This is a genomic window from Photobacterium sp. WH77, from assembly GCF_022014395.1.
Taxonomy (GTDB): domain Bacteria; phylum Pseudomonadota; class Gammaproteobacteria; order Enterobacterales; family Vibrionaceae; genus Photobacterium; species Photobacterium arenosum.
This window is the reverse complement of the sequence record NZ_JAKLTE010000002.1, coordinates 132399-146974: the sequence shown is the minus strand read 5'-3', so window position 1 is coordinate 146974 and position 14576 is coordinate 132399. Positions and strand designations below refer to the sequence as shown.

Sequence of the window (14576 nt, the reverse complement as noted above, 5' to 3'; positions counted from 1 at the left end):
CTAGGTCGTTAAGAAACTGCAACTCAGGCTTAAACAAGCTGACCCAGAAACAGAATCAAAACGTCAAAGAGGATCAACAAAGTATTTATGCCATTTACTGGCATTCAGGGAGTCGATATGTGGATTATTCTTGGTTTAACACTGACTGTGCTGGCACTCACTGCTTGGTATTTCTACAACAAACAGCAGCAGGCACAAACTGAAGCACACTTCGATCAGATCCTTGGGCTTCGGCAGCTCATTCAACTGCTGCGCCAGCACAGGCGTCTGTCCCATAGCCATCTTATGAAAAGCCAACTCACAGAAAGTCGAGGCGAAATCCTGCCGGTTTTTCCTGAACAGAATGCCATCCTGAGTTTGAGCCATACTCTGCTGAGTCAGGCCGGGCTTGAGCAAAAACCCATGTACCGGATTCTGACTCAGCATTTGCAGCAGTTAAGCACTGAGTGGCCGCAGTATTCTATGTCACGTAACCAGGCCAGTCATGGCAAAAACATTCGCCATGTTATGTATCTGATTGATGACCACTTAACCACCAGCCTGCTCATTGCAGACAAAAGCACCCTGTTCGAGCAGTATCAGCAGTTCTGGCCGGTCACACTGAACGCATTAGATACCCTGGCCCAGTTCCGCTCAACGGTGGCGGTGTTTCATCCCAGTAACAGCAAGCAGGAAGTATTACTGCGCAGGCATCTGCATTTGCTGCAACGCCGATTGGGACAAATGAACCTGATGCTCAAAATACCCGGGCCGTCACTAATGGCCGATCAGCTGGAGAATGACCTGACCACTTTGCTGCAATCGGCCAGTGCAAGCAAAGCATGCCGGCTGGCACTGTATAAGTTCTCACTCAGCTTGTCGGATAACATTTTCTATTTATTTGATGCCAAGTTGACTGAGATTGCTCATTCGCTGGCGATAGAAGATTTTCCGCTGGATATCAGCGCCAGTCTGCTTCCCCTGCTGGAACAGGCTGAATCTGAAGCTGCTGGTCAAACCGAACTCAAGCTTCAAGCCTGATAACAATGCCCCCGCCTCTGACGCAGCGGCCAGAACAGGTAGCAGTCAAGGTAACTAGCGGTCAAAGTAGGTAACAGGACATAAAAAAACCCAGCGCGCAGGCTGGGTTTTTCATTTGACTGTCATCACAGCGATTAACCGATGTGAGTCAGACCGCCCATGTACTGACGCAGCACTTCAGGGATCTCAATGCGGCCATCAGCCTGCTGATAGTTTTCCAGCACTGCGACCATGGTGCGGCCAACCGCCAGACCTGAGCCATTCAGAGTATGTACCAGCTCAGGCTTCTTCTCGCCTTTACGGCGGAAGCGTGCCTGCATCCGGCGTGCCTGGAAATCACCCACATTGGAGCAGGAAGAGATCTCACGGTAAGTATTCTGCGCCGGCAGCCAGACTTCCAGATCGTACGTCTTCATCGCACCAAAGCCCATATCACCAGTACAGAGAATCACTTTACGGTAAGGCAGTTCCAGCAGTTGCAGTACTTTCTCTGCCTGGCCGGTCAGCTCTTCCAGTGCCGCCATAGAATCTTCCGGACGGGTGATCTGAACCAGTTCCACTTTATCAAACTGGTGCATACGAATCAGGCCGCGGGTATCACGACCATAAGAACCGGCTTCAGAGCGGAAGCAAGGCGTATGCGCCGTCATCTTGATTGGCAGTTCAGCTTCGTCAACTATGGTATCGCGAACCATATTGGTCAGCGGCACTTCCGCGGTCGGGATCAGCGACATACCCACGCCTTCTTCGGTCGCAGGCTTGGTATTGAACAGATCTTCGCCGAATTTCGGCAGCTGGCCCGTACCGTACAGGCTGTCTTGATTGACCAGGTAAGGGACATACATTTCGGTATAGCCATGCTCCTGGGTGTGGAGATCGAGCATGAACTGCGCCAATGCACGGTGCAGACGGGCGAACTGGCCCTTCATTACGATGAAACGGGAGCCAGAGAGTTTTACCGCGCTGGCAAAGTCCAGACCTTCAGCCATCTCGCCCAGATCAACGTGATCTTTCACAGCAAAATCGTAAGTCTTAGGTTCGCCCCAGCGTGAAATTTCGACGTTCTCGTCTTCATCTTTACCGATTGGCGCGGAGTCATCCGCTATATTCGGAATAGACAGCTCAATGTCGCTGAGCTGAGACTGAATCTCAGCCAGCGCTTTTTTAGCGTTATCCAGCTCAGAACCCAGGCCAGCGACCTCTGCCATGACTTTATCGGCTTCTTCGTGCTCGCCCTTGCCTTTCAGCTGACCAATTAACTTCGAGCGGGAATTACGCAAGGACTGCAGTTCTTCCGTTTTCACCTGAATCGACTTACGTTGCTCTTCCAGGGAACGAAGTGTTTCTACATCAAGGGTAAACCCACGGTGCGCTAATTTTTCTGCTGTCGCGTCCAGCTCAGTTCGAAGAAGTTTTGAATCTAGCATGCTAATCCTGTGCTCGTCATAGAATGTTGCACAAAATTTAACCCGTTCGCGGGTTAAATAAGTTGAAATCTGAATACGTTAGAATCACTAACGCAAGTTGATAAACGATACCCAAAAAGCCTGATTATTGATAGCGTTTCTGCGGGCTTTTTGCATCCAAGGAAGCCAGATATTCCAGCTTCTCAGCAATTTTACTCTCTAAACCACGCTCTGAGGGCTGATAGTACTTCCTGCTCTGTAGCTCAGGGGGCAGATAGCACTCCCCTGCCGCATACGCGCCAGGCTCATCATGGGCATACCGATACTCAGCACCGTAACCCAGATCTTTCATCAGTGTGGTTGGTGCATTTCTCAGATGAGGAGGGACTTCGTAGTCGGGCAGATTGGCCGCATCCGCTTTTGCCTGATTAAATGCAGTGTAGACCGCATTACTTTTGGGTGCAGAAGCAAGATACACAATGGCTTGCGCGATCGCCCTTTCACCTTCATAAGCGCCCACCCGGGTGAAACAATCCCAGGCCGCAATCGCGACTTGCATGCCACGCGGGTCGGCATTGCCGACATCTTCAGACGCTATGGCCAGTAATCGGCGGGCGACATAAAGGGGATCGCAACCTGCCTGTAGCATGCGCGCATACCAGTATAAGGCGCCATCCGGACTGGAGCCGCGGATTGACTTGTGGACCGCGGAAATCATGTCGTACCAGAGATCGCCTTTGTTATCAAAACGGGTGATCTTCTCACCGGCGACTTCAGCCAGCAGCGCTAAAGTGATGACTTTACTGCCCTGATGCGCCTCTACCATATCCGCCAGCAGCTCCAGGTAGTTCAGTGCCATACGCGCATCGCCATTAACCAGTGCCGCCAGGTTTTCTTTCACATCCGGAGCAAAGGTCAGGCTGTCGTCCCTGATGCCGCGCTCTGCATCATCCATCGCCTGATTGATGACTGTCAGTATGTCGTCTGTCGTCAGAGACTTAAGCTTATAGACCCGGGCGCGGGATAACAGTGCATTGTTCAGCTCAAAAGACGGATTTTCAGTGGTCGCGCCAATGAATGTCACAGTGCCATCTTCAATATGCGGCAAAAACGCATCCTGCTGGCTTTTATTGAAACGGTGCACCTCATCGACAAACAGAATGGTTCGCCGGCCGGCATGCTGATTCTGACGTGCTTTATCTATGGCAGCACGAATATCTTTGACGCCCGAGGTCACCGCCGATACACGCTCTACTTCAGCATTGGCATAGTGAGCCGCAACTTCCGCCAGCGTCGTTTTGCCGGTGCCGGGCGGTCCCCAGAGAATCATGGAGTGTAGATGCCCGGCCTCCAGCGCTCTTCGTAAAGGCTTCCCCTGGCCAAGTATATGTTGCTGGCCAATGTACTCTTCTACCGTACGCGGACGCATGCGCGCAGCCAAGGGGCGAAAATCCGAGGAAAAATTTAAGCTGAGGTTATCCACGCTGACCATCCATCACTGAAAAAGGCGGTATCTCTACCGCCTGAATAATACTCTCTCGTTTTTAACGCAATCAGCGCTTATCGTCCAGCTCTACGCCCGGAGGGGGAGTGAAGCTGTATTGCTTACGATCTTGCTTGCCACGCGTAAATCGGGCAAAGCGAAACTGGCTGAGCTGACCGTCCTGCTCTTCAACGGAAAACCCGCGAACCTGACCATCCCGGCCGACTGTGACCACAAACTTCCCGGTCACTGCAGCGCTGTCTTTCGGCGTCAGCGTAAACGTATCAGCCGTCTGGGCTACGTTGTATTTCGCCCAATCCTGATTCTGGTTGCGAATCAATAAAACAAAAGGAGTCTGCGCGGTGGCATCGTCCAGTTTCATCGCCGTTACCTGCTCTACCATAGGGGTGTAGTACCAGAGGGTACGGCCATCTGACACCAGCAGATTTTCATCCGGCGTGTCGGCATGCCATCTGAACAAATTCGGGCGCTGAACCGAAACATTCCCCTGCCCCTCAACCAGCAAATCCCCTTCAGGGCTGGTGACCTTCTGAGTGAATGTGGCACTGAAGGCATCGACTTTATTCAGACGCTGACTCAACTCCTGCTGGGCACTGGCTAATGCCAGTACTGGAAACAGTGCTGCGGCCAGAATCACGCCCTGAATGGTTTTTGTTATTTGCTGATTTTTCATCATACATCAATCTCCTGCCGGAGCCGGCGCCAGCACTTCGCGGTTACCATTATGGCCCGGAGGACTGACAATACCGTGTGCTTCCAGCTGTTCTACAATACGGGCGGCGCGGTTATAGCCAATTTTGAAACGGCGTTGTACGCCAGAAACGGATCCGCGACGGCTCTCTGCCACAAAGGCAGCGACCTGGTCAAAGAGCTGATCAAGATCATCCTCACCACCGGATGAAGTTTCCCCTGGCAACATGGCTTCCGACCCCTGGTCTGAGTTCAGAATTCCGTCGATATACTGGGGTTTGCCCCGGGCTTTCCAGTCGTTCACCACATTATGGACATCATCATCGGATGCAAAGGCACCGTGAACACGTATGGTGTGACTCTGACCTGCCGGCAGATACAACATATCACCCATGCCCAGCAACGATTCTGCCCCACCCTGATCCAGAATAGTCCGTGAGTCTGTCTTGGTTGAGACGGTAAACGCCATACGGCTTGGTATATTGGCCTTAATCAGACCGGTAATCACATCCACCGACGGACGCTGAGTCGCCAGCACCAGGTGAATACCAGAGGCTCGCGCTTTCTGCGCCAGACGAGCGATCAGCTCTTCCACTTTCTTGCCGACCACCATCATGAGATCGGCAAACTCATCCACTATGACCACAATACTTGGCATTTTCTCCAACAGCGGTGGATGTTCATCCATACTATCGCCAGGTTTCCACAGCGGATCATGAATTGGGTGACCGGCGGCAGCAGCTTCTTTCAGCTTGGCATTATAACCGGCCAGGTTTCGCACCCCTACCGCGGCCATCAGTTTGTAGCGGCGTTCCATTTCCCCCACACACCAGCGAAGCGCATTACCGGCGTCTTTCATGTCAGTGACGACTTCGGTCAGCAGATGCGGAATGCCTTCGTAAATAGACAGCTCCAGCATTTTCGGGTCGATCATGATGAAACGGCAATCCTCTGGCTTACATTTGTAAAGCAGGCTGAGGATCATCACGTTGACACCCACAGATTTACCAGAGCCTGTGGTACCGGCCACCAGTAAGTGAGGCATTTTACTTAAATCAGCAGCAACCGCCTCACCGGCAATGTCATAGCCCAGCACGATAGGAAGTGGACCGCGCATGTTCATAAAGCGCTCACTGCCCAGCACTTCAGACATATAAACCGTTTCGCGGCTCTCGTTCGGCAATTCCAGACCGATATAAGGCTTGCCCGGGATCACTTCCACAACGCGCACTGCATAGGCAGACAAAGCACGGGCCAGATCTTTCGCCAGCCCTGAGATGCGGCTCACTTTGACACCGGGTGCCAGATCCAGCTCATAGCGCGTGATCACCGGGCCAGGATAAATCCCAACCACCTTGGCTTTAATTTTGTAATCCGCCAGCTTAGATTCCACCAAACGGGCGGTATTCTTTAATTCTTCTTCACTGGTTGGCTGCACATTTTGTGTTGGCGGCTGCAGGAGATCCAAAGTCGGCATCGGTGAAGTCGGTTTAGGCAAATCGACATCTTTTTTCATCAGGAACGGATTATCCAGCCCCGCTGCGTAGGCTTGCTGCTGTTGTGCCTGCTGCGCTTCGCGAATTTTGCGCTGAAAAGCATCTTCATCAGATTCTTGGTCATCAGCGTATTCAGCCTCGTCCTCAGTTTCTGAGGCTATGCCAGCACGCTCCAGTTCAGACATACCATCACGGACACCGATCTCAATATCCGTATCGGGCATGGGTTCGTCTTGCCAGGGTATATCCTCATCAGGTTCAGCAACTGCGTACTCCTGCTCCGGCGCAGATTGGTACTCAGACATCACCGGCTCTTCCCCGACCAGGGACAGATCGCCGATAACGGGTTCATCCACCCTGTCATGAGTGGACGGGTCCTGCTGGCTCAGTTGGTCCTGACCCGGCTGTTCATAACTGTCTGTAAGAGTGTCGGCCTGGGCGTTGTCCGACTCGGCGGCATACACGCTGTAATCATCATTTTCAGCCAGCTGGGACTGCAAGTCCGCAATCGTCACGCCAGCGATATCCGGATTGGAACCCAGCGGCTGACTGGCGGAGGCTGCAGCGGGCTTGCTGCGTTCTGGCATCACAATGGCAGGTTCTGACTGCCCAGGCGCATGCGCCGGCGCAGGCTTAACCTCAGGGCGAGCCTGATTGATCTGAGCCGGTTTCTCAACAGCCGTATCCGAAACCCGTGTGTCGGCCAGCGGCGTTGGAGTATAGGCAATACGTTCTGGACGACGCAGTAATACGTCATCCTCGTCAATGTCTGTCTCGTCCTTGTGCGTCAGCCTGGCGGCATAAGCTGTCTGGCTTTCGTCTGGAATATCAGCAGCAAAAGGCGTCAGTGTCTGCGGCTTTTCGCCACGGACTCTGTTGAGCAACCAGCCTAACATCCCTAAGGTTGTCTCACCTATGCCATCCACCACGCGCAGCCAGGAAATGCCGGTCAGCAGGGTAAAACCCACCGCCCATAAAAACATCAGAACCAGTGTCGTGCCAAGCAGGCTAAACAGCGGCAGAGTCAGATTGGCGACGACATCGCCGATAACACCACCGGAGGAGAAGTACCAGATATCATCAAAGTTCAGATCGGCAAGGCCACAACTGGTCAGAAACAGTAACAGCAAGCCTAACAGGCGGGTGCCGTATATCATGTAGTCCGCCGCTTCCCGTTCACCACGACGACGGAACATCACCCAGGTCACTCCCAGCATAACAAGCGGTAAAGGGTACGCCAGCGAGCCAAAAGTGAAAAAGGCGGTGTCGGCCACCATAGCACCGAATGCGCCGGCTTTATTTTGCACCGTACCCTGCCAGGCCGTTTGCGACCAGGACGGATCGGCCGGGTTAAAACTGACCAGGGCAACCATGATATACACTGCGGCAAGAATACCGATGATCAAAAAACTTTCCAGCAGGCGCTGTCCGCCTGACAGGCGTATAGGCTGAGTTTTGCCTCTAACTTTCCTCAAAAACTCTCTCCGGTCTTGCTAATACTGACTGTAAGCCGGGGGTAATCAACGTCCTGTGGGTGACCCAGCTGAATTTGCGTTTGATATATCACCCAGGCCGCTTTAAGGGGCTTGGGTGTTGTGGCCTATTTTATACCACTTAACGGGTAATGTTACCTGCCTGAGAAAATGTGGGAGCAAAGTAGGGAAACGATGTGAACAACACAGAATGCACGCCCGTTGACACTTTCACTCACTTTGCGCACTCCCGCAGCACGCTTGGCTCCACCATACAAGCTGTAATTGTAGTTTGTTGATAACACAAATAATTCATCCCAATGTCAAATAGATGATGGGATGCCGACTTTTTCAGCAATTGAGACACAAAACAGTATAACTGCCACAAAAACGAAACAAGCGGCGCAAGGCCGCTTGGTATTGATTGAAATCAGACTGGCTCCGGGCCAATTAACGCGTTTTGATAACCAGGTTATTGGTCTGTTTCACTTCTTCCATTACAACATATGTACGAGTGTCGTTTACACCCGGTAAGCGCAGCAGGGTTTCACCCAGCAGCTTACGGTATGCAGACATATCCGATACACGTGTTTTTAACAGGTAGTCGAAATCGCCCGACACCAGATGGCACTCTTGAATATCTTCCAGCTCCTGAACCGAACGGTTAAATTGCTCAAAGACATCGGGTGCACCACGATTAAGGGTAATTTCAACGAAAACGAGCAGAGATGCGTCCAGATATTGCGGGTTCAGCAACGCCGTATAGCCGCTGATGTACCCCTGGCGCTCCAGGCGACGTACACGCTCCAGACAAGGAGTTGGAGACAATCCAACACGTTTAGACAACTCAACGTTTGAAATTCGTCCGTCCTTCTGAAGTTCGTTCAGAATGTTGCGGTCGATGCGATCCAACTCCTTGGAGGGTTTCTTTTTGGTATCTACCATTTTTTATTCCACCTATTTACTTCCTTGTAAAAAAATATACTACATCTACTAGTTATTTAGTATCAAATACTCTTTTAGTCAAACTATACTGCCATTAGCTCTGTCATTTCAACCTTGTCCATAGCTAACCCTGCTACATAGATCAAGGAGCACAGCATGATCATCGGTGTGCCTAAAGAAATCAAAGACCACGAATACCGAGTAGGCCTTGTAACCAGCAGCGTCAGAGAACTGGTTTCGCTAGGTCATCAGGTACTGATTGAAACCCAGGCCGGAGCAGGTATAGGGTTGTCCGATGCAGATTATCAATCTGCCGGAGCAACGATTCTTTCGACTGCTTCAGAAGTTTTTACCAGATCAGAGCTAATTATTAAAGTAAAAGAACCCCAGACCGTCGAAAGAGCCATGCTTCGCGAAGGGCAAATTCTATTCACTTATCTACATCTGGCCCCTGATTTTGAGCAGACAAAAGAGCTGATTCAGAGCAAATCTATTTGTATTGCTTATGAAACGGTAAAAGACCATAAAGGCCGGCTTCCTTTACTGGCGCCCATGTCTGAAGTAGCCGGCAGGATGTCGGTTCAGGCCGCTGCGCAAACGCTGGAAAATACCCGTGGCGGCAGAGGTTTGCTGCTCAGCGGTGTACCCGGGGTCGAGCCAGCCAAAGTCCTCATTTTAGGCGGTGGTGTTGTGGGTTCGAATGCCGCCCGTCTGGCGGTAGGGATGCGTGCTGATGTCACTGTGCTGGATCGTAACCTGGATACGTTACGGGCGCTGGACTGCGAGTTTCAGGGCAAAGTGAAGCTGCTTTACTCGACGGATGATCTGATTGACCGTCTGGTGCCTGATACCGATGTGATTATCGGCGCGGTGCTCATTCCCGGTGCAGCTGCCCCTAAGCTCATCACGGCCGGGCACGTTAAAGCTATGAAGCACGGTTCATGCCTTGTTGATGTGGCGATTGATCAGGGCGGCTGTTTTGAAACTTCTCATCCGACCACGCATACCAACCCAACCTACATAGTAGACAATGTCGTGCACTACTGTGTCGCCAATATGCCCGGTGCGGTGGCACGAACTTCGGCGTTTGCGCTCAACAATGCCACGCTGCCGTATATCATCAGTCTGGCCGGTAAAGGCTATAAGCAGGCGTTACGGGATGATCCCGGCTTTCTGGCCGGTTTAAATGTCATACACGGTAAAGTGACATATCGCGAAGTCGCTGAAGCCTTTAACCTTCACTATACCGATCCGACGGTTGCCCTGAGCATGCACTAAACTGCGCCTGTTACATTTCGCTGCCCCTAGCGCTGAAAACCTGGTTTCCGGCGCTTTTTCGTTGAGTTTCCTGAACAGCTATGGTCTGCTCTTTCCTTACGCCTGCATTTTCCCTACAATCGATGCCTTATTGATAAGTGACGCTGACTAAGTCTGGAGAAACAATGAGTAACGCAAAACACAGTAAACTACTCATCCTAGGTTCTGGCCCCGCCGGTTATACGGCAGCTGTCTACGCGGCCCGTGCCAATCTCAATCCAGTCATGATTACTGGCATGCAGCAAGGCGGCCAGCTTACCACGACGACAGAAGTTGAAAACTGGCCTGGCGACGCGGAAGGACTGACAGGTCCGGCACTGATGGACCGCATGAAAGAGCATGCTGAAAAATTCAATACTGAGATCATTTTCGATCACATCAACGAAACCGATTTCAGCCAGCGTCCTTTCCATCTGAAAGGCGATAACGGTGAATACACCTGCGACGCATTGATCATTGCAACCGGTGCGTCCGCAAAATATATCGGTCTGGATTCCGAACAAACGTTCCAGGGCCGCGGTGTCTCTGCCTGCGCCACCTGTGACGGATTTTTCTACCGTAACCAGAAAGTTGCTGTGGTCGGCGGTGGTAATACCGCAGTAGAAGAAGCCCTGTATCTGGCCAACATCGCGTCCGAAGTGCATCTGGTACACAGACGTGACACCTTCCGCGCCGAGAAAATTCTTATCGATCGCCTGATGGACAAAGTCCATAACGGCAATATCGTCCTGCACACAGATCGCACCCTGGAAGAAGTGCTGGGTGATGACATGGGCGTGACAGGTGTACGCCTGAAAGCGACCCAGTCTGATAAAACTGAAGATCTGGACGTGATGGGCGTGTTCATTGCTATCGGCCACCAGCCGAACACCGGCATTTTCAGCGGTCAGCTGGCAATGGAAAATGGCTATATCAAAGTCCAGTCCGGCCTGGAAGGCAATGCAACACAAACCAGCGTTCCTGGTGTATTTGCCGCCGGAGATGTCATGGATCACGTCTACCGCCAGGCTATCACCTCTGCTGGCACAGGTTGCATGGCCGCGCTGGATGCGGAACGCTACCTTGACGCGTTAAACAGCAAGTAAAAACTGAAACTACGGCCACGGCAATCGACCGCGGCCTTTTTTGCCTTCCCCCTTTGGGAAACCAGAATTTGACCAACCATACAGCGCTACTTTAAAAAATGGATAAACAATTACAGCGCGAATTGACCAAATGGTTAAAATCGCAAAGCAAGCTTGCCAAACCCTGGCTCATGCTGAGTGTCGGCATGGGATTCCTGTCGGGTCTGCTCCTGGTAGCCCAGGCCGGACTGCTCGCCTACATTTTGCAGCAACTGATCATTGAACACACTGACAAGTACCAGCTGATCGCGCATTTTGCCGGCCTGATTGCTGTGGTTGCACTGCGTGCCGCCTGCAGCTGGGGCCGTGAAGTGGCAGGATACCGGTGCGGAGAGCATATCCGCCTGCATATCCGTCAGCTGATCATTCAACGGCTGCATCAGCTTGGCCCGGCGTTTATCAAAGGTCGTCCTGCCGGTTCCTGGGCCAGCCTGATTCTGGAACAGGTTGAAGAAATGCAGGATTTCTTTGCCCGCTATATCCCTCAGATGGCGCTGTCTGTCCTTATCCCGGTTGTCATTCTGGTGGCGGTATTTCCGTTTAACTGGGCGGCCGGCCTGATTTTCCTGATCACTGCGCCGTTAGTTCCCTTGTTCATGGCGCTGGTCGGTATGGGTGCTGCCGATGCAAGCCGACGCAACTTTACAGCCATGCAACGCCTGTCCGGCCACTTTTATGACCGCCTGCAGGGCCTGGCAACACTGCGACTGTTCAACCGCGCAGACGCTGAAGCAGAAAACCTGCACGATGCCGCCGATACACTGCGCAAACGCACCATGGAAGTGCTGCGCATGGCCTTTCTGTCATCCGCGGTGCTGGAATTCTTCACGGCCATTTCCATCGCACTGGTCGCGGTCTATTTTGGTTTTTCCTTCATTGGCGAGCTGGATTTCGGCCATTATGGCCTGCCGATCACTTTATTCACCGGTTTCTTTATTCTGCTGCTGGCGCCTGAGTTCTATCAGCCGCTGAGAGATCTGGGCACCTATTACCACGCCAAAGCGCAAGCCATTGGCGCCGCAGAATCCATAGTGACTTTCCTCAATACCCAGGCCGACGACATGAGTCAGGGTGAGCAGCCGCTGCCCTCTCCCGAAACCATCCGCATCAGTCTGAGCGACGTCAAAGTGCTTAGCCCGCAAGGACAGGTACTGGCAGGCCCGCTGAGTTTTGAGATTGATGCGAAACAACAAGTGGCTCTGGTTGGCCCCAGCGGTGCCGGTAAAACCAGCCTGTTAAATGCCCTGCTGGGTTTTCTGCCCTATGAAGGCAGCATTAAAGTGAATGGCGCAGAACTGCGCGAAATCGACCCTGCCCAATGGCGCCAGGCTATCAGCTGGGTTGGCCAAAATCCGCTGCTTATTCACGGCAGCATTCGCGATAATATTACACTGGGCAATCCATTAGCTACCAACGAGCATATCCGGCAAGTGGCTGACAAAGCCTTCGCCAATGAGTTTATTCAACATCTGGAACGGGGCTTTGATCATCCGGTCGGTGATCGTTCAGCCGGTCTGTCCGTGGGCCAGGCACAGCGGCTGGCCGTCGCCCGTGCCCTGCTTCAGAACGGCAGTTTCTGGCTTTTAGATGAACCCACCGCCAGCCTGGATGCTAACAGCGAACACCTGGTGCAACAGAGCCTTAACCAGGCTACACAGGGCCAGACCACCCTGATGATCAGCCACCGTCTCGACCAGCTGACCAGTATGGATAAGGTGCTGGTGCTGGAAAACGGCCAGATTGTTCAGCAAGGCCATTTCAGCCAGATTAGCCGCGAAGGCTTATTAGCCGACATGTTGTCCCACACAGATAAGAGGGATCTCGATGCGTGATTTAATCCCTTACATTAAACTCTACCGTCGTCATTGGTTTGGCCTGACCCTGGGTATGTTGCTGGGGCTGGCGACCCTGCTTGCTGCCATGAGCCTGCTGACACTGTCTGGCTGGTTCCTTGCCGCCTCTGCCGTTGCGGGTATGACGATTGCCCGTGAAACCTTCAACTACATGTTACCTGCATCAGGTGTGCGTGGTTTTTCCATCGCCCGTACCGCTGGCCGGTGGGGAGAACGTGTTGTCAGCCACAATGCGACCTTTAAGCTACTGGCCGATCTGCGCATTTTCTTCTTCCGTAAGCTCATTCCGCTGATTCCCGGCCGTCAGACCAATCTGCGCGACGCCGATTTGCTAAACCGCCTGGTTGCTGATGTGGATGCCATGGACCACGTTTACCTGCGGCTGATCAGCCCCTTAGTGATTGGGGTGATTGGTATCCTGGCGATCAGTGGCTTTCTGGCCTGGTTTGACCCTGCGCTTGGCCTGGTACTCGGTTGCCTGCTGTTTACCCTGATGCTTTCTCTGCCGGTTGTTTTTTATAAACTGGGCAAGAAGCACGGTGAAACGCTGACGATGGCAAAAGCCGGATTCAGAATACGCCTGCTCGACTGGTTACAAGGCCAGGCCGAGCTCTTACTGTTTAACGCAGAGCCCGCGTACAGAGAGCGGACACTGAGTGAGCAAAGTCAGCTGCTGCTGGCACAGCGCCGCATGGCCAGCCTGACAGGGATGGCGAATGCGATGTTATTGCTGGCCACCGGATGGTCTCTGGTACTCATGCTGTGGTTAGCGGCTGACGGTGTGGGCGGCAGCACACCTGATCCTATGATTGCGCTGGCGGCTTTTGCCACTATGGCCAGCTTTGAGCTGATGATGCCGGTTGCCGGGGCTTTCCAGTATCTGGGGCAAACGCTCTCCTCGGCCAGACGCCTGAATGAAATTATTCATGCCACGCCCGACACACAGTTTGATCCTCAGGGCCATCAAGCCAGTGTTAGGGGCGAGATTAAAATTCAAGACGTCAGCTTTAGCTACTTCGGCAGCGAACAATCCGTGCTCAACCATGTCACTCTTGAGCTCAAAGCCGGTGAAAAACTGGCGCTGCTTGGACGCACAGGCTGTGGTAAATCAACCCTGCTGCAATTGCTGACCCGTAACTGGGATCCGCAGCAAGGTCAGATCACACTGGATGGCACGCCGCTTTGTCAATGGCAGGAAGCGGCACTGCGTGATGCTGTCAGCGTGGTCAGCCAGCGTGTCGATATCTTTAACGGCACAGTGCGCGATAACCTGCAACTAGCCAAACCGGATGCAACCGACAGCGAGCTGACAGCCGTACTGACCAAAGTCGGACTGGAGAAACTGCTGGACGGTAATGGCCTGAATACCTGGCTGGGTGACGGGGGCCGGCAAATTTCCGGGGGCGAACGCCGCCGTATGGGCATCGCCCGTGCGCTGCTTCATGATGCCCCCATTTTACTGCTCGATGAACCAACCGAAGGGCTGGACCGCCGGACTGAACAACAGATCCTGTCTTTGCTGTTCGAGCACATGCCGGATAAAACAGTGGTCTTCATTACCCACCGTCTGGTCGGGCTGGAGCAAATGGATCAGATTTGTCTGATGGATCAGGGCAACATCATAGAACGTGGCAATCACGCTTCTCTGATGGCCCTGAACGGGCGCTACACTGAACTTTGGCGTCGGGTTTAACTCATGCAACAAAAAGGCGCTGGAGCGATTCCAGCGCCTTTCTCTCAGCCTGGCTC

General features: G+C 52.8%; 10 protein-coding genes. 5 read left to right on the top strand and 5 right to left on the bottom strand.

The features are described from left to right. The first annotated feature begins 117 nt into the window (after nucleotides 1–117). Nucleotides 118–1020, top strand: coding sequence for a hypothetical protein (locus tag L6J37_RS03085; protein WP_237794096.1), 903 nt, complete (start codon nucleotides 118–120; stop codon nucleotides 1018–1020). 134 nt (nucleotides 1021–1154) lie between these two features. Here L6J37_RS03085 and serS read toward each other — a convergent pair whose 3' ends face one another. The 5 genes from serS to lrp all read right to left on the bottom strand — a co-directional run bounded on the left by serS (nucleotide 1155) and on the right by lrp (nucleotide 8533). After that, complete coding sequence (gene serS / locus L6J37_RS03080) at nucleotides 1155–2447, bottom strand: serine--tRNA ligase (RefSeq protein ID WP_237794094.1); 1293 nt, start codon at nucleotides 2445–2447, stop codon at nucleotides 1155–1157. A gap of 124 nt (nucleotides 2448–2571) precedes the next feature. Beyond that, entirely contained in the window at nucleotides 2572–3909 is a 1338-nt protein-coding gene (locus tag L6J37_RS03075; protein ID WP_237794092.1) for a replication-associated recombination protein A, read from the bottom strand. Between the two features lie 70 nt (nucleotides 3910–3979). Next, nucleotides 3980–4576: an outer membrane lipoprotein chaperone LolA gene (lolA, locus tag L6J37_RS03070; RefSeq protein ID WP_442956999.1), complete on the bottom strand. Its 597-nt coding sequence runs from the start codon at nucleotides 4574–4576 to the stop codon at nucleotides 3980–3982. Nucleotides 4577–4609: 33 nt separating this feature from the next. Continuing rightward, on the bottom strand, nucleotides 4610–7591 hold the full coding sequence (locus L6J37_RS03065; protein WP_237794090.1) for a DNA translocase FtsK: 2982 nt from the start codon (nucleotides 7589–7591) through the stop codon (nucleotides 4610–4612). Nucleotides 7592–8038: 447 nt separating this feature from the next. After that, nucleotides 8039–8533: a leucine-responsive transcriptional regulator Lrp gene (gene lrp / locus L6J37_RS03060; protein ID WP_027252761.1), complete on the bottom strand. Its 495-nt coding sequence runs from the start codon at nucleotides 8531–8533 to the stop codon at nucleotides 8039–8041. 156 nt (nucleotides 8534–8689) lie between these two features. Here lrp and ald point away from each other — a divergent pair, with 156 nt between their 5' ends. The 4 genes from ald to cydC all read left to right on the top strand — a co-directional run bounded on the left by ald (nucleotide 8690) and on the right by cydC (nucleotide 14520). After that, complete coding sequence (gene ald, locus L6J37_RS03055; RefSeq protein ID WP_192015174.1) at nucleotides 8690–9811, top strand: alanine dehydrogenase; 1122 nt, start codon at nucleotides 8690–8692, stop codon at nucleotides 9809–9811. A 164-nt stretch (nucleotides 9812–9975) separates the two neighbouring features. After that, the gene (trxB, locus tag L6J37_RS03050; protein ID WP_192015173.1) at nucleotides 9976–10935 is read left to right on the top strand and encodes a thioredoxin-disulfide reductase; all 960 of its coding nucleotides are present in this window, start codon (nucleotides 9976–9978) and stop codon (nucleotides 10933–10935) included. Between the two features lie 98 nt (nucleotides 10936–11033). Beyond that, entirely contained in the window at nucleotides 11034–12806 is a 1773-nt protein-coding gene (gene cydD / locus L6J37_RS03045) for a heme ABC transporter permease/ATP-binding protein CydD (protein WP_237794089.1), read from the top strand. Then, complete coding sequence (gene cydC, locus L6J37_RS03040; RefSeq protein WP_237794088.1) at nucleotides 12799–14520, top strand: heme ABC transporter ATP-binding protein/permease CydC; 1722 nt, start codon at nucleotides 12799–12801, stop codon at nucleotides 14518–14520. Before cydD ends, cydC begins: the two co-directional genes overlap by 8 nt. Nucleotides 14521–14576 lie beyond the last annotated feature (56 nt).